Here is a 15,751-nt window from a genome sequence, read left to right as displayed (position 1 = left end):
GCTCCGGGGGCGGTCGAACGGCGCCCCCGGGCGGGCGGCTACTCGCCGGCCGGCTGGCGTTCGGCGGCGGCCCGGACGTCGATCTCGCGCCAGAAGCCGGCCCGGATCGCGTACCGGTCGTGCTCGTCGATCTGGTCGTCCTTGTGCGCGAGGAGGCCGAACCGGGCGGCGTAGCGCAGGAGTTCACCGTCGATGCGGTGCGGGATGCGCGGGTACATGGTGGACAGCTTCTGTACGTGCGAGGGCTCGGGGAGGCGTTCCATCCAGCGCCGGGCGAAGACCTGGCCGACTTCGTAGGGGTCGCCGCCGACGGTGGTGATGTCCTCCTCGCGGTCGGCCCAGCGCTGCTCGGCGCTGGTCAGCTGGGCCAGCGTCGGCAGGGAGGCGGTCTCGGGGGACTCGCCGAGCGCCGCGCCCGGACGCTCGACCCACCCTTTGTCGGAGGACCAGCGCAGGGTGGCGGCCGAGGCGGGCGCGGGGGCGGCCGGGGCACTGCCGGGCCCGCGCAGGGAGGCCAGGTCCTTGGGCGTCGGTACGCCCTTGGCGCCGCTCGGCGCGGGCACCGAGGTGCCGTTCTCGCCGGCGGTCTCGGGGGGCGCGGTGCCGTTGCGCACGGCGGCGGCCTGGGCCTCGGCGGCGCGCTCGGCGGAGGCGGCGAGCGCGGATTCGGGCAGCGGCGCGGAGAGGATCGCGGCGATCTCGGGGCGGGGCGCGGGAGCCGGGGCACAGATGCCGGTGAGGTCCCTGGCGCGGACGGCCTGGGTGATCCAGGCGCGGTCGAGCACCCGGCGTTCGTCTGCCTCGGCGACGAGGTCCTCGGACTGGTTGTAGTCGCCGTCGGCGGCCTGCACGGCCCACAGGTGGACGGCGACGCCGTGCTCCTTCGCGGACATCAGGCCCGGCAGCAGGTCGCCGTCGCCGGTCACCAGGACCACGTCCGAGCAGGCGCGGTTGCGGGCGAGTTCGGTCAGCTCTGCGTGCATCGCGGCGTCCACGCCCTTCTGCGCCCAGCGGCCGTCGCTGCGGGTCAGCGCGCCGAGCCGGACCGTCACCCTGGGCATCACGCGCAGCCGGCGGTGCTCGGGCTGCGGGACGCGGTCGGGGGCGCCGTCGAACCAGTAGATGCGGAGCAAGGGCTGCTGGGTGTCGGCCTCAGCGCGCTCGCGGAGCCCCTGGATCAGGGCGGCATGGTCGACGGTGATGCGGGAACGGGCCGGTTCCCCGGCGAGCAGACTCGCGGCGGCCCCGAGCAGGTAACCGGCATCCACCAGGACGACGCAGCGGTCCATGCGTTCCACCCTCTTTCGGGAACGGAAAAGCCGAAGAAAAAGAAATAACAGGAGCGGGGGTACGGGAGATCACCCAATGAACTTCGGGTTTCCTTCGAGTCTGCCCGACCGCGCAAGGGTTGAGCACCGGAACTCGATCATCGGCGTGGCGGATTGGGGGGTCATCACCCCGTCACGCACGGTAATGATCCGAAATGCGCCCTTTGTTCTTCTGTGTGAGTCTGACAGCGGCCCTGGCCCCGAGTTCCCCCACAGGAGGCAGCACCATGGCCAAGAACAAGAACCGCAAGTCGGGCAGTCAGCAGGACCGCTCCCAGGCCGCCGAGCGCGGGCAGGAACAGTCGAAGTCCGCCGCCTTCGAGTCCCAGGCCGTGCCGCAGTCGCAGGCCCAGGGCAGCCCGGCAGATGTTGCCCGTAAGCACCAGCGTCGCTTCGGTCATAACTAGCCGTCATTACGAGAAGAAGGGGCGCACCCGGTGGGTGCGCCCCTTTCTCGTACGGAACGTCCTGCGAGGTCAGCCGGCCAGGCAGGACGGGCCGAGCAGCACCTTCAGGTCACCGAAAAGGGCCGGATCGGGCTGGACCCGGTGCCGGTCGAGCCGCAGCACGGTCGTCGAGCGCGGCCCCTGGAGCTTGATCCGCACCTCGGTGTTGCCCCGGTGGTGCCCCAGGATCTCGCCGAGCCTGCTGACCATCGGCGGGGTGACCTTCACGGTGGGGATGGTCAGGACGACCGGCGCGTTGGTGCCCGCCGACGACAGGTCGGGGACCATCAGCTCCATCGCGACCAGGCGCGGGATGTCCTCGCGCTTGTCGAGGCGTCCCTTGACGAACACCACGGCGTCCTCGACGAGCTGGGTCGAGACCAGCTGGTAGGTGGCCGGGAAGAACATGCACTCGATGGAGCCGGCCAGGTCCTCGACGGTGGCGATCGCCCAGGCGTTGCCCTGCTTGGTCATCTTGCGCTGGAGGCCGGAGATGATGCCGCCGATGGTGACGATCGAGCCGTCCGAGTAGTCCCCGCCGGTGAGCTGGCCGATGCCCGCGTCCGCCTTGTCGGAAAGCACGTGCTCCAGGCCGAAGAGCGGGTGGTCGGAGACGTAGAGGCCGAGCATCTCGCGCTCCTGGGCGAGCAGGTAGGACTTCTCCCACTCCACGTCGCCGAACTCGACGTCGAGGCCGAAGCCCGGCTCGCTGCTGTCCTCGTCCATGCCGCCGAAGAGGTCGAACTGGCCCTCGGCCTCCTTGCGCTTGACCTGTACCACGTTGTCGATCATGGGCTCGAACTGGGCGGTCAGGCCCTTGCGGGTGTGGCCCATCGTGTCGAAGGCGCCCGCCTTGATGAGCGATTCCGTGGTGCGCTTGTTGCAGGCGGCGGCCTCGACCTTGTCCAGGTAGTCGGGGAAGGAGGCGAACTTCCCCTTCGCCTTGCGCGAGCGGATGATCGAGTCGACCACGTTCGTACCGACGTTGCGGACGGCCTCCAGGCCGAAGAGGATCACGTCGTCGCCCTGGGCGGCGAAGTTGTGCACCGACTCGTTCACATTCGGCGGCAGCACCTTGATGCCCATGCGCCGGCACTCGTTCAGGTAGACGGCCGACTTGTCCTTGTCGTCCTTGACCGAGGTCAGCAGGGCCGCCATGTACTCGGCGGGGTAGTTGGCCTTCAGATACGCGGTCCAGTAGGTGACCAGGCCGTACGCCGAGGAGTGCGCCTTGTTGAACGCGTATCCGGCGAACGGCACCAGGACGTCCCACAGGGCCTGGATCGCCTGGTCGGAGAAGCCGTTCTTCTTGGCGCCGGCCTGGAAGATGGTGAAGTTCTTCGCCAGCTCCTCGGGCTTCTTCTTGCCCATCACGCGGCGCAGGATGTCGGCCTCGCCGAGCGAGTAGCCCGCGATGATCTGGGCGGCCTTCTGCACCTGCTCCTGGTACACGATGAGGCCGTAGGTCAGACCGAGCGTCTCCTTCAGGGGCTCTTCGAGCTCCGGGTGGATCGGCGTGATCTCCTGGCGGCCGTTCTTGCGCTCCGCGTAGTTCGTATGCGAGTTCATGCCCATCGGTCCCGGCCGGTACAGGGCCGAAACGGCGGAAATGTCCTCGAAGTTGTCGGGCTGCATCTGGCGGAGCAGCGAGCGCATCGGGCCGCCGTCGAACTGGAACACGCCCAGCGTGTCGCCGCGGCAGAGCAGCTGGTACGTCTTCGGGTCGTCCAGCGGAAGCTCCAGGAGCTCCAGGTCGATGCCCTTGTTGGACTTCACCATCTTGACGGCGTCGTCCATGATCGTCAGGTTGCGCAGGCCCAGGAAGTCCATCTTGATCAGGCCGAGCGCCTCGCACTGGGGGTAGTCCCACTGCGTGATGGTGACGCCGTCGGTGTGCCGCACCCAGATCGGGGCGTGGTCGACGATCGGCTCGCTGGACATGATCACGCCGGCCGCGTGCACACCCATCTGCCGGACCAGGCCCTCGACGCCCTTGGCGGTGTCGATGACCTTCTTCACGTCCGGCTCGTTCTCGTACATCGCCCGGATCTCGCCCGCCTCGCTGTAGCGCGGGTGCTTGGGGTCGGTGATGCCCGAGAGGTCGATGCCCTTGCCGAGGACGTCCGCGGGCATCGCCTTGGTGAGGCGGTCGCCCATCGCGTACGGGTAGCCGAGCACCCGCGCGGAGTCCTTGATGGCGTTCTTCGCCTTGATCTTTCCGTAGGTGCCGATCATGGCGACCTTGTCGGAGCCGTACTTCTCCGTCACGTACCTGATCACTTCGACGCGCCTGCGCTCGTCGAAGTCGATGTCGACATCGGGCATCGAGACGCGCTCGGGGTTGAGGAACCGCTCGAAGATCAGGCCGTGCGTGATCGGGTCGAGGTCGGTGATGCCCATGGCGTACGCGACGATCGAACCGGCCGCGGAACCTCGGCCGGGGCCCACCGCGATGCCGTTGTTCTTGGCCCACATGATGAAGTCGGCGACCACGAGGAAGTACCCGGGGAAGCCCATCTCCAGGATGATCCCGATCTCGTACTCGACCTGCCTCTGGCGGTCCTCGGGGATGCCTCCGGGGTAGCGCCGCTTCATGCCGCGGGCGATCTCCTCGCGGAACCAGGTGACCTCGGTGTAGCCCTCGGGGATGTCGAACTTCGGCATCAGGTTCTTCTCGGCGAACATCCCCTCGGTGTCGATCTGCTCCGCCACGAGGAAGGTGTTGGCGCACCCTTCCTGCCAGGCGTCCGAGGAGTCCACCGCGTACATCTCCTCGGTGGACTTGAGGTAGTAGCCCGTGCCGTCGAAGCGGAAGCGGTCCGGGTCCGAGAGGTTCTTGCCGGTCTGGATGCAGAGCAGGGCGTCGTGCGCGGTCGCCTCGTGGGCGTAGGTGTAGTGCGAGTCGTTGGTGACGAGCGGCGGGATGCCGAGCTTCTTGCCGATCTCCAGCAGGCCGTCGCGGACCCGGCGCTCGATCTCGATGCCGTGGTCCATCAGCTCCAGGAAGTACTTGCCCTCGCCGAAGATGTCCTTGTAGTCGGAGGCCGCCTGCACCGCCTCGTCGAACTGGCCGAGCCGCAGGCGGGTCTGGACCTCGCCGGAGGGGCAGCCGGTGGAGGCGATGAGCCCCTCCGACCACTGCGAGATCGTCTCCTTGTCCATCCGCGGCCACTTCTGCAGCCAGCCCTCGGCGTACGCGTCCGAGGAGAGCCGGAAGAGGTTGTGCAGGCCCGTCTTGTTGTGCGCCCAGATCGTCTTGTGCGTATAACCACCCGAACCCGACACATCGTCGCGCTTCTGGTGCGGCTGACCCCACTGGATCTTGCGCTTGTTGCGTCGCGACTCGGGGGCCACGTACGCCTCGATGCCGATGATCGGCGTGACGCCCGCCTTCTTCGCCGAATGGAAGAAGTCGTAGGCACCGTGGAGGTTGCCGTGGTCGGACATGGCGATGTGCGTCATGCCCATCTCATTGCAGGCGTTGAACATGTCCTTGAGCCGCGCGGCACCGTCCAGCAGCGAGTACTGGGTGTGGACGTGAAGGTGCGTGAACGGTGTCTTGGACGTGCCAGTCACGGGTGGGGCCTCCAACGGCAAGAGGGGGTTCGCGGAGCAGGGGGACAGCCTTGGAGTCTACGTCGCCGCACTGACAGCCGAGGGGGATCCGCGGCGCGAAGCACCCCGACGAGGGGCGGTGACCGGGCGACCGACGGGCACTCCGGGGTACGGTCGCGCGTTGGAAGGGGCACAACCCGTCCCGATCGTGACGCAGGCAGTACGCACCAGGAGGCACCCAGCGATGTCGGTCCCGCAGCCCAGCGCGGAGACGCGCGGCGAAGAGATACTCGCCGTTTTCGAGACCGCGTTCGGCGAGCTCCTGGCCGCCGACCCGGCCGCTTTCCGGGTCAAGTTCCGCAAGATGGCGGCCTCGGCGTTCGCCTTCTACCGGGGTACGGCCTGCCTGTTCTACGCCGACCTGGAGCGCGAACAGCACGGCGGCCCCTACCTGGACGAGCGCACCGGCCGGGTCTGGATCCACGGCGACCTGCACGCCGAGAACTTCGGCACGTACATGGACGCCAACGGCCGCCTGATCTTCAACGTCAACGACTTCGACGAGGCGTACGTGGGGCCCTTCACCTGGGACCTCAAGCGCCTCGCCGCCTCGCTGGCCCTGATCGGCTACACCAAGGCGTTCAGCGACGAGCAGATCACCTCCCTGGTGCGCACCTACGCCGCCGCCTACCGCGAGCGTATCCACGCGCTGGCCTCGGGCGCCAAGGACGACGAGGTGCCGCCCTTCACCCTGGACACCGCCGAGGGCCCCCTGCTCGGCGCGCTGCGCGACGCCCGCGCCCGCACCCGGTTCGCGCTGCTGGACTCGATGACCGAGATCCGGGAGTTCGAGCGCCGGTTCACCGAGGGAGACGGCTCGATCGAGCTGGACGCGGCGACCCGCTACAAGGTCCTCGCCGCCTTCGACGGCTACCTGGAGACGCTGCCCGAGGAGAGCCTGGTGCGCCCGGACTCCTACCGCGTGAAGGACGTCGTCGGGCGCCGCGGGATCGGGATCGGCTCGGCCGGTCTGCCCTCGTACAACATCCTTCTGGAAGGGCACAGCGACGCCCTGGAGAACGATGTGGTGATCTACATCAAGCAGGCCCAGACCCCGGCGGTGTCCCGGCACATCACGGACCCGGCGGTGCGCGGCTACTTCGAGCACGAGGGGCACCGCACGGTGATCTCGCAGCGCGCGCTGCAGGCCGCCGCCGACCCGTGGCTGGGCTGGACCGAGCTGGACGGGGCGGGCCAGCTGGTCGCCGAGGTCTCGCCGTACGCGGTGGACCTGGACTGGTCGGACATCGACGACCCGGACGAGATCGCGGCGGTCGTCGCCGACCTCGGCCGGGCCACGGCCACGATGCACGCGGCGGCGGACGACGAGAGCGGCCACTCCGAACTGGTGCCGTTCTCCACCGAGCGCGCCATCGACGCGGCGATCGCCGCCGACGAGGAGGGCTTCGCGGACCTGCTCGTCGACTTCGCGCACTCCTACGGGGCGCGGGCCCGGGCCGACCACCAGATCTTCGTGGACCTGTTCCGCAACGGCCGGATTCCGGGGCTCTAGGGTCTGCCCGGCGTGCCAGGACCGCGCGTCCCGGGCAAGATCCGCCGGGTGGGCCCCGGGTCTCACCGAACCTTTAGGCACGGCTGACAGCCGGACATGGCACACTCACCCGCGATGGACATATCCGGGACGCAGCTCAGAGCGGCACGCGCGGCGCTTTTCACGGCGCTCGTCGTGACGCTCTCCGCCGCGTCCCATGTGCTGCTCTCGCGGGTCCCGCTGCCGCTCACGCTGGTGGCCGCGGCGGCCGGCGCGGTGTTCGTCATCGCGTACGCGCTGGCCGGCCGCGAGCGCGGCTACTGGGCGATAGCGGGGGCCCTGGTCCCGCTGGAACTGGCCGCCGACACCCTGTTCACCACCGGCCAGCACGTCTGTTACGGCCCGGCCGGGGGGCCCGTCGCGGGCGCCCTGCGCGCGGTCGGCTTCGACGTGCTGTGCGGCGGCGGCACGCTGGGTGCCGTGGGCACCCCGGCGAACGCCGCCACCCTGCTGACCCACCCGGGCCCGGCCGTGCCCTGGCTGCTGCTCGGGGCCCATCTGACGGTCGGGCTGCTCGCCGCCCTGTGGCTGCGCCGGGGCGAGGCTGCGCTCGCCCGGCTGCTGCGCGCGGTCGCCGCGTTCGCGTTCCGGCCGCTGCTCGTCGCGGCCGCCGTGGTGCGCGCCGCCGTCGGCGCCGAGCGCCCGCTCGCGCGCCCGGCGCACGGCAGGCCCGGCCCGTCGCGCACCCGCCTCCTGGTGCACTCCGTGGCACGAAGGGGACCGCCCTGCCCGTCACCCGGCCTCGTCTGAGGTCCGGGCTCACGAGCACAGCAGTCCCCGTCGCTTTCCCCACCTGCCATCCGGAGAAGAAGATCATGAGTTCCCGCAACAGCCAGGCCAACAAGGCTGCCGCCCGCGAGCGGCTGCGAGCGGAGCGCGAGCGCGAGGCGAAGAAGGCCAAGACCCGCCGGCAGATCATCGTGGCCGTGTCGGTCGTCGGCGTCCTCGCCGTCGCGGGCGGCGCCGGCTACGCGATCATGCAGGCCATGAAGCCCACCGCGTGGGAGGCCGCCAAGGACAAGACGCTGGTGAAGCCCGCCAACTCGGGCAGCGACGGCACGACCGTCGTCATCGGCAAGCCCGAGGCGAAGAAGACCCTGGAGATGTACGAGGACCCGCGCTGCCCGATCTGCTCGCAGTTCGAGCAGGCCGTCGGCCCGACGATCAAGAAGGACGTCGACGCGGGCAAGTACAAGATCCAGTTCATCGGCGCCACGTTCATCGACAACGGCAGCCCGGGCACCGGCTCGAAGACCGCGCTGAGCGCGCTGGGCGCCGCGCTGAACGTCAGCCCCGAGGCGTTCCTGGAGTACAAGTCGGCGCTCTACTCGGCCAAGTTCCACCCCGAGGAGACCACCGACAAGTTCAAGAACCGCGACTACCTGATCCAGATCGCCGACACCGTGCCGGCGCTCAAGGGCAACGCGGCCTTCGACAAGGCGGTCAAGGACGGCACCTACGACAAGTGGGCGCTGGTCATGTCGGACAAGTTCAACAGCAGCGGCGTCACCGGCACGCCCACGCTGAAGATGGACGGCAAGAAGATCACCGCGGACGGCTCGGACAACGCGCCGTCGGACGCGGCCTCCTTCACGGCCGCGATCGACAAGGCGCTCAAGGGCTGACCCCCTGACGGCCGCCGAACGGGCCGTGCGAACCTCCGGGTCCGCACGGCCCGTTCGCCGTTCCCACGCCCTTACGCGCCGGCCAGGCTGTCGAGGAATCCCAGCGACGTGCGCCAGGTCTGCTCGGCGGCCGCCTCGTCGAAGTCCGGCAGCTGCGGGTCGGTGTAGAGGTGGCCGGCACCCGGATAGCGGTAGATCTCCACGTCCGCGCCGGCCCGCCGCATCTGGAGGTACCAGGAATTGAGCCAGTCCGCCGACTCGAACGGGTCCGGGTCGGCCACGTGCAGCTGGACGGGCAGCTCGTCCACGGCCGTGTTCTCGGCCATGTCCGAGGTGCCGTGGAGCAGCAGCAGGCCGCGGGCCTTCTCGTCGCCGAGCGCCAGGGTCTGCGCAATGGACCCGCCGAGCGAGAACCCGGCGTAGACGAGACCCCGCTCGGAGTACGGGGCGGCGGCGAGAATGGCTCGTTTCAGAAGCTCGTCCTTGCCGATCTCGTCCTTGAGCTCCCTGCCCTCCTCGACGGTCCCTGCGGTGCGGCCTTCGTACAGGTCGGGGACGTGCACCTGGTGGCCGGCGTCCCGCAGCCGCTCCGCCGCCTCCTGTACGGCGGGGCGCAGACCGTAGACCGAATGGAAAAGCATGATGTTCATGGGGCCATCGTGCCAGTTACGGTCGAAGGCATGGAGAACGTGCTGCGTCCGTTGATCGTCATCGGCGGCTCGGTCGTGCTCACGCTGGTGGTGGGGTGGCTGGCCGACCGGCTGCTGCGCAGAGCCGACGCCCGGCACCGCGAGACCCCGCTGTGGGGCCTGCTGCGCCGCTGCCGCATACCCCTGCGCCTCGTCCTGCTCACCGCGATATTGCGCGGCTCGTACGACGAGATCGAGTGGGGGCCGGTGCAGGACCACGAGGCGGGCCTCGGCCAGTTCCTGACCCTGGTCCTGATCGGCGCGAGCGCCTGGCTGGTGGTGCGGATCGCCACGGCCGTCGTGGAGTCCTCGTACACCCGATACGCGGCCTCGACCCGCGACCCGGCCCGGGTCCGCCGGGTGCGCACCCAGGTCACGCTCATCCAGCGGGTGGTCAGCGCGATCGTGGCTGTGGTGGCCGTCGCGTCGATGCTGCTCACCTTCCCCGCGATGCGCACGGCGGGCGCCTCTCTGCTGGCCTCGGCGGGCATCCTGGGCATCGTCGCCGGTGTGGCGGCGCAGTCCACCCTCGGCAATCTCTTCGCGGGGCTCCAGATCGCCTTCGGCGACATGGTGCGGATCGGCGACACGGTGGTGGTGGACGGGGAGTGGGGCGTCGTCGAGGAGATCACGCTGACCTTCCTCGCGGTACGCACCTGGGACGAGCGCCGCCTGACCATGCCGGTGTCGTACTTCACCAGCAAGCCCTTCCAGAACTGGTCCCGCGGCGGCGCCCAGATGACCGGCACGGTCTTCTTCCACCTGGACCACTCGGCCCCGCTCCCCCTGATGCGCGAACGCCTCGCCCTGATCCTGAAGGAGTGCCCGGCCTGGGACGGCCGCGACTTCTCGCTGGCGGTGACGGACACGACTCCGTCGACGATCCAGGTACGGGCAACGGTGACGGCGAAGGACGCGGACGACATCTGGACGGTGAGGGTGACGGTGAGGGAGCAGATGGTGGCGTGGCTGCACGCGGAACATCCGTACGCGCTGCCGAGGATCACGACGGGCGAGGCGCCTTCCGCCCGTCCGGCGAGCGAGGACGAGCGGCCCTGAGGCGCGAACGGGGGCCTCGGGGCGGAGCCCCCGGAGTTACTTCAGGCTGCGCACGTCCAGCTGCCGCAGCACCCTGTCCACGATCTCCGGGTCGGCACCCGGCTCGCTGCGCGCGGACAGCACCTCGTGCCGAGCCGCCGACATCATCTCGCGCTGAATCCGCTGGACCGCCCGAATCCGCTGCACCCGCTTCGCGTACGCCTCGCGCCGCTCCTCGTCGACCATGTCGGGACTGATCCGCGCCCCCACGTCGTACGCCCGCCGCTGCAACTGCTCCATGACGTCCTCGGGCAGCTCCTCGAAGTCCTCGATCTCCTTCAGGCGCCGCTTCGCGGCCTTCGCGGCGCGGATTGCGAGGTCCCGCTCCAGGCCGCGCTCGGCGTCCGTGTCGGCCCGTACGCCGAGCTTCCTGACCAGCCAGGGCAGGGTGAGCCCCTGGAAGACCAGGGTGGTCATGATCACGGCGAAGGCGATGAAGACGATCTCGTCGCGGCCGGGGAAGGGCGAGCCGTCGTCCGTCTTCAGCGGGATGGCGAGCGCGAGGGCCACCGAGGCCACGCCGCGCATCCCGGCCCACCACATGACGATGGTCTCCCGCCAGGACGTGGGGATCTCCTCGTCGTAGTCGCGCTTGGTGTGCAGCCGCTTGGCGAGCCAGGTCGCCGGGAGCAGCCACAGGAGCCGTACGCCCACGACGACGCCGACCACGGCCGCCGCCCAGCCGAACATGTGGAGTTCGCGGCCGGTCGCGGTGCCGAACACGTTGTGGAGTTCGAGCCCGATGAGGCCGAACGCGACGCCGGTGACCAGGGTGTCGACAATCTGCCAGAACGTGGCCCCGGCGAGCCGGCCCTGCACGTCGTCGGCGTCCATCGTGTGCTCGGCGAGAAAGAGGGCCACGGTCAGCACGGCGAGGACCCCGGAGCCGCCGAACTCCTCGGCCAGTACGTAGCCGACGAACGGGACCAGGAGGGTGAGGCCGATCTGGAGGGTGGGGTCGCCGAGCAGCCCCATCAGCTTGTTGGCGGCCCAGCCGAGGGCGAGGCCGACGACGACCGCGACCACGGCGGACAGCACGAGTTCCCCGGCCGCCGACGCCCACGAGAAGCTCCCGCTCACGGTCGCCGCGATCGCCACGTGGTAGAGCACGATCGCGGTGACGTCGTTGAACAGGCCCTCTCCCTCCAGGATCGACACGAGGCGGCGCGGAAGGCCGAGCGAGCCCGCGACCGCCGTCGCGGCGACCGGGTCGGGCGGTGCGACGAGCGCGCCGAGCGCGACGGCCGCGGCGATCGGCAGCCCCGGCACGATGGAGCCCGCGACGGCCGCGACGGCGGCCGTGGTCACGAAGACGAGCGCCACGGCGAGCAGGAAGATCGGCCGGACGTTGGCCGTGAACTGGCGCCAGGACGTGCGCTGCACGGAGGCGTAGAGCAGCGGCGGAAGGACCAGCGGAAGGATGAACTCCGGCGGGATGTCCACGTTCGGCACGAACGGGAGCAGCGCCATCACGATCCCGCCGATCGTCATGAGCACCGGCGCGGGCAGTCCGAGGCGGTCCCCCAACGGGACCGTGACCACCGCGCCGAGAAGGAGCACGAGCAGCAGGGCCAGCTGATCCACGGATGCCTCCGGGCGGTGCGGGCCGGGAAGGCCTGGACGATCAAGGCCTCCAGCGTGCCACGCAACCCGCCCGAACCGCCCATCGGGGGCCAAAGCACCCGGAGGGCAGCGCTACGCGAGCACCCGCCGCATCGCGCGGTGCTCGATCCCCGCGTCCTGGAACCGCGGGCCGTACGCCTCGTACCCGAGCCGCTCGTAGAAGCCCAGGGCCTGCGTCTGCGCGTGCAGGTCGACCGCGGTCAGGCCGCGCTCACGGGCGGCGTCCTCGATGGCACGCACCAGGGCCGCGCCGACGCCGAGTCCGCGGGCCGCCGAGGTGACCGCGAGCCGGCCGAGCGAGCCCGTGCCCGCGTCCCCGGTCTTGTGCAGGACGTCGGGCCCGTACAGGAGCCGGCCGGTGCCGAGCGGCCCCTGGTCGCCCTCGGCGAGGACGTGCAGGGCGCTCGCGTCGTACGCGTCGTACTCCACGTCCTCGGGCACCTGCTGCTCGACCACGAACACCTGCTTGCGGACGGCGAAGCAGGCCTCGCGGTCGGCGGCGTCCTCGGCGATGCGGACCCGGTAGGCGGTCACTCGCTCTCGGCCCGGATCGTGTCGAGGGCGTACTGGAGGTCCTGCGGGTACTGGCTCTCGAACTCGACCCACTCACCGTCACAGGGGTGCTCGAAGCCGAGGCGCACCGCGTGCAGCCACTGGCGCGTCAGCCTGAGGCGCTTGGCGATGGTGGGGTCGGCGCCGTAGGTGAGGTCGCCGACGCAGGGGTGGCGGTGGGCCGACATGTGCACGCGGATCTGATGCGTGCGGCCGGTCTCCAGCTTGATGTCGAGCAGCGAGGCCGCGCGGAACGCCTCGATCAGGTCGTAGTGCGTGACCGACGGCTTGCCCTCGGCGGTCACGGCCCACTTGTAGTCGTGGTTGGGGTGGCGCCCGATCGGGGCGTCGATGGTGCCGCTCATCGGGTCCGGGTGGCCCTGGACGAGCGCGTGGTAGCGCTTGTCGACGACCCGCTCGCGGAACTGCGCCTTGAGCGAGGTGTACGCCCGCTCGGACTTGGCGACGACCATCAGGCCCGAGGTGCCGACGTCGAGGCGGTGCACGATGCCCTGGCGCTCGGCGGCGCCGGAGGTGGAGATGCGGTAACCGGCCGCGGCGAGGCCGCCGATGACCGTGGTGCCCGTCCAGCCCGGGCTCGGGTGGGCGGCGACGCCCACCGGCTTCATGATCACGACAATGTCGTCGTCGTCGTGGACGATCTCCATGCCCTCGACGGGCTCGGCGACGATCTGGACCGGGGCCGCCGCCTGCGGCATCTCGACCTCCAGCCAGGCCCCGCCGTGCACCCGCTCGGACTTGCCGACCACGGCGCCGTCGACCTGGACCTTCCCCGCCGCGGCAAGCTCGGCCGCCTTGGTACGGGAAAACCCGAACATGCGGGAGATGGCGGCGTCGACGCGCTCGCCTTCGAGGCCGTCGGGAACGGGCAGGGTGCGGATCTCGGGAATCGTGCTCACCCGTCGAGTATGCCTTGCCCCACCGACATCCCCCGCCGCGCGTCCGGCGGCCGGGCCTTCGAGGCGGGCGCTCAGTCCTTGTGAACGGTGCCGTCCGGGTCGAGGCCGCGGAAGGACAGGATCACGATCAGGATGCCGCCGCACACGATCGCGGAATCGGCGAGGTTGAAGACCGCGAAGCCCTTGGGGGCGATGAAGTCGACGACCGCGCCCTCGAAGATGCCGGGCGAGCGGAAGATCCGGTCGGTGAGGTTGCCGAGCGCGCCGCCGAGCAGCAGGCCGAGCGCGATCGCCCACGGCAGGCTGTAGAGCTTGCGCGCGAGCCGCGCGATCACCACGATCACGGTCGCCGCGATGATCGTGAAGATCACCGTGAACGCCTCGCCGATCCCGAAGGCGGCGCCCGCGTTCCTGATGGCGTTCAGCTGGAGCAGATCGCCGATGACCTTGATCGGCTCGTGGTGCTCCAGCCTGGCCACCACGAGCATCTTGCTGCCGAGGTCCAGAAGGTAGGCGAAGAGCGCCACCGCGAACAGCACGGCGATCTTCCGCTTGCCCTTCGGCTGCTCGGCAGGGGCCGCCTGCCCGTCGGCCCCTTCCACCTCCGGCGTACCGATGATGCGCTCCGCCTCTGCCACGTGAGTCCCTCAACCGACTAGGTGCCTGACTGAGCACGAGGGTACGGCACACCTGTACGGACTCAGCCCCGCCGTTCCTGCTTCTGCTTGTCCTCCACGCACAGGGTGGCACGCGGGAACGCCTGCATCCGGGCCTTTCCGATCGGCTTCCCGCAGACCTCGCAGTAGCCGTACGTCCCGGCGTCCAGGCGCTCCAGGGCGTGCTCGGTCTGCTCCAGGGTCTCGCGGGCGTTGGCGGCGAGCGCCATCTCGTGCTCGCGGGTGATGTTCTTGGTCCCGGTGTCGGCGTCGTCGTCGCCCGCGCCGTCGCCGGAGTCGCGCATCAGGCCCGTCAGCGCCGCCTCCGAGGCCTCGATCTCGCTGCGCAGCCGCAGCACCTCGCTGGACAGCTCGTTACGGGCCTCGGAGACCTCCGCCGGCGTCCACGGGTCCTCGCCGGGCCGGACCGGAAGCTCCCCCGGGGCGGTCGTGGCGACGGCACGGGCCGCCGGCACCGCCGACGCCGCGGCGGCCCTGGCCGCCGTTGCCCCTCCCGCAGTCTTCTTCGCAACCACCTTTTTGGCTCCCGTCTCTTCCGCGGCCGCAGCCGCCCCCTGGGCCGCGGTCGCGGCCTTCTTGGCGCCCGCCCCGGCCGACTTCGCCGGCGCCGTCTTGTCGGTCGCCTTGTCGGACGCGGCCCGCGCCGTCCCGGTTGCCTTGCCGGCCGCGGCCTTCTTGGCGACAGCCTTTTTCGCGGCCTTCTTGGCGGCCTTCTTGACGGGCGCCGCCTTGGCCGGCTCCTTGGCGGCCGCCTTCCCGGCGGTCACCTCCTCGGCCTCGGCGGCCTTCGTCGCAGCAGTTCCAGCAGTCTTGGCGGTCTTGGCACCAGCGGTCTTCTTCGCCGCGGCCTTCTTGGCGGCGGCCTTCTTGGCGGCGGTGCTCTTCTTCCCGTCCGTGTCCTTGGCCGCCGAGCCCGTGGTGGCGCCTGCGGCAGCAGGTGTGGCACTGGCTCTCCTGGACGCCGTTGTGGTCTCTACGGCGGTCTTCTTCGCCACCATGGCCGCGGCCCCTTCACATATTGTGATCTTGCTCGCGAATCGTGCTGGGACGATAAATCGACCCCAGGCCCGCGGCAACGGGGCACGCCGCCGGTTCGCCCCGCCCCGGACCGGCGGCAAGAGGAACCTGCAACCGTTGTGCCCAGCTCCCGGCCCGGTAATCCGCCGGACGGGCGGAGCCGGACTCCGCCGGGGTGCGTATGGCCATTCGGGTCATGTACGCGCCCTTCGCCACCGTCCGCCGAAAACCGGTCGGCCGCCCTTCGCCGGGCCCCGTACACTGGCCGCAGCGAGAGGCGTGGACGGGACGAGTAGCGGCGTACGCAGCCAAGAGCGATCCGGGGACGGTGTGAGCCCGGAGGCGAGCGCGCGGTGAAGATCACCCCCGAGCCGCCGGAAGAAAGACTCCCCACCAGGAGTCCGGTAGAACCGGCTTCGCGACCCCAATGAGGGGGCGGTGTTCCGCACACCGCCAAGGAGGGTGGTACCGCGGGAGCGCCCCACGAGGGCAGGCTCTCGTCCCTCCGACGGAACCGCACGACGATCCGCCGGAGGATGAACGGATGTCGCAGTACCGCCAGGTGCCCGCCCAGGTAGACCTGCCCGCCCTCGAGCACGCCGTGCTCGA

At 70.3% G+C, this 15,751-nt stretch carries 13 protein-coding genes; 5 read left to right on the top strand and 8 right to left on the bottom strand.

Translation table 11 applies throughout. The features are described from left to right. Positions 1-38: 38 nt before the first annotated feature. Positions 39-1,289 carry an NYN domain-containing protein gene (locus ABD346_RS34855; protein WP_189961127.1) on the bottom strand — a complete coding sequence of 417 codons (1,251 nt, stop codon included), beginning with the start codon at positions 1,287-1,289 and terminating at the stop codon, positions 39-41. A gap of 266 nt (positions 1,290-1,555) precedes the next feature. Here ABD346_RS34855 and ABD346_RS34850 point away from each other — a divergent pair, with 266 nt between their 5' ends. Next, positions 1,556-1,735 carry a hypothetical protein gene (locus tag ABD346_RS34850; RefSeq protein ID WP_053727795.1) on the top strand — a complete coding sequence of 60 codons (180 nt, stop codon included), beginning with the start codon at positions 1,556-1,558 and terminating at the stop codon, positions 1,733-1,735. 69 nt (positions 1,736-1,804) lie between these two features. On the opposite strand, the gene dnaE is transcribed toward ABD346_RS34850, so the two are convergent. Beyond that, positions 1,805-5,350 (bottom strand): DNA polymerase III subunit alpha, encoded by a 3,546-nt coding sequence (gene dnaE, locus ABD346_RS34845; RefSeq protein ID WP_344380326.1) that lies wholly within the window; start codon positions 5,348-5,350, stop codon positions 1,805-1,807. Between the two features lie 223 nt (positions 5,351-5,573). Here dnaE and ABD346_RS34840 point away from each other — a divergent pair, with 223 nt between their 5' ends. From ABD346_RS34840 to ABD346_RS34830, 3 genes are all read left to right on the top strand, one after another. Continuing rightward, positions 5,574-6,902 carry a DUF2252 domain-containing protein gene (locus tag ABD346_RS34840; RefSeq protein WP_344380325.1) on the top strand — a complete coding sequence of 443 codons (1,329 nt, stop codon included), beginning with the start codon at positions 5,574-5,576 and terminating at the stop codon, positions 6,900-6,902. A gap of 114 nt (positions 6,903-7,016) precedes the next feature. Next, entirely contained in the window at positions 7,017-7,691 is a 675-nt protein-coding gene (locus ABD346_RS34835; RefSeq protein WP_344380324.1) for a hypothetical protein, read from the top strand. 65 nt (positions 7,692-7,756) lie between these two features. After that, positions 7,757-8,566, top strand: coding sequence for a thioredoxin domain-containing protein (locus ABD346_RS34830; protein ID WP_344380323.1), 810 nt, complete (start codon positions 7,757-7,759; stop codon positions 8,564-8,566). A 71-nt stretch (positions 8,567-8,637) separates the two neighbouring features. Here ABD346_RS34830 and ABD346_RS34825 read toward each other — a convergent pair whose 3' ends face one another. After that, positions 8,638-9,216: a dienelactone hydrolase family protein gene (locus ABD346_RS34825; protein WP_344380322.1), complete on the bottom strand. Its 579-nt coding sequence runs from the start codon at positions 9,214-9,216 to the stop codon at positions 8,638-8,640. Positions 9,217-9,246: 30 nt separating this feature from the next. Between ABD346_RS34825 and ABD346_RS34820 the strand changes: the two genes are divergently transcribed. Continuing rightward, on the top strand, positions 9,247-10,314 hold the full coding sequence (locus ABD346_RS34820; RefSeq protein WP_344380321.1) for a mechanosensitive ion channel family protein: 1,068 nt from the start codon (positions 9,247-9,249) through the stop codon (positions 10,312-10,314). Between the two features lie 36 nt (positions 10,315-10,350). Here the strand turns inward: ABD346_RS34820 and ABD346_RS34815 are convergent, their stop codons facing one another. The 5 genes from ABD346_RS34815 to ABD346_RS34795 form a co-directional block, all read right to left on the bottom strand. Next, entirely contained in the window at positions 10,351-11,937 is a 1,587-nt protein-coding gene (locus tag ABD346_RS34815) for a Na+/H+ antiporter (protein WP_344380320.1), read from the bottom strand. Between the two features lie 111 nt (positions 11,938-12,048). Beyond that, a complete protein-coding gene (locus ABD346_RS34810; RefSeq protein ID WP_344380319.1) occupies positions 12,049-12,510 on the bottom strand; it encodes a GNAT family N-acetyltransferase in 462 nt (153 codons plus the stop codon). Continuing rightward, positions 12,507-13,448 (bottom strand): RluA family pseudouridine synthase, encoded by a 942-nt coding sequence (locus ABD346_RS34805; RefSeq protein ID WP_344380318.1) that lies wholly within the window; start codon positions 13,446-13,448, stop codon positions 12,507-12,509. The genes ABD346_RS34810 and ABD346_RS34805 overlap by 4 nt, the downstream gene beginning before the upstream one ends. Before the next feature lie 71 nt (positions 13,449-13,519). Further along, positions 13,520-14,086 carry a signal peptidase II gene (gene lspA, locus ABD346_RS34800; protein WP_344380317.1) on the bottom strand — a complete coding sequence of 189 codons (567 nt, stop codon included), beginning with the start codon at positions 14,084-14,086 and terminating at the stop codon, positions 13,520-13,522. A 62-nt stretch (positions 14,087-14,148) separates the two neighbouring features. Further along, positions 14,149-15,123, bottom strand: coding sequence for a TraR/DksA family transcriptional regulator (locus ABD346_RS34795; protein ID WP_344380316.1), 975 nt, complete (start codon positions 15,121-15,123; stop codon positions 14,149-14,151). Positions 15,124-15,751 lie beyond the last annotated feature (628 nt).

The organism is Streptomyces mauvecolor (genome assembly GCF_039532965.1).
Classification (GTDB): domain Bacteria; phylum Actinomycetota; class Actinomycetes; order Streptomycetales; family Streptomycetaceae; genus Streptomyces; species Streptomyces violascens.
Note: the sequence above shows the minus strand (reverse complement) of the source record. Positions and strands in the feature narration are given on the sequence as shown.

Coding starts and splice junctions, on each gene's coding strand:
- ABD346_RS34835 (WP_344380324.1), top strand. CDS start 7,017: ATGGACATATCCGGGACGCAGCTCAGAGCGGCACGCGCGGCGCTTTTC.
- ABD346_RS34850 (WP_053727795.1), top strand. CDS start 1,556: ATGGCCAAGAACAAGAACCGCAAGTCGGGCAGTCAGCAGGACCGCTCC.
- ABD346_RS34820 (WP_344380321.1), top strand. CDS start 9,247: ATGGAGAACGTGCTGCGTCCGTTGATCGTCATCGGCGGCTCGGTCGTG.
- ABD346_RS34855 (WP_189961127.1), bottom strand. CDS start 1,289: ATGGACCGCTGCGTCGTCCTGGTGGATGCCGGTTACCTGCTCGGGGCC.
- ABD346_RS34830 (WP_344380323.1), top strand. CDS start 7,757: ATGAGTTCCCGCAACAGCCAGGCCAACAAGGCTGCCGCCCGCGAGCGG.
- ABD346_RS34795 (WP_344380316.1), bottom strand. CDS start 15,123: ATGGTGGCGAAGAAGACCGCCGTAGAGACCACAACGGCGTCCAGGAGA.
- ABD346_RS34840 (WP_344380325.1), top strand. CDS start 5,574: ATGTCGGTCCCGCAGCCCAGCGCGGAGACGCGCGGCGAAGAGATACTC.
- ABD346_RS34825 (WP_344380322.1), bottom strand. CDS start 9,216: ATGAACATCATGCTTTTCCATTCGGTCTACGGTCTGCGCCCCGCCGTA.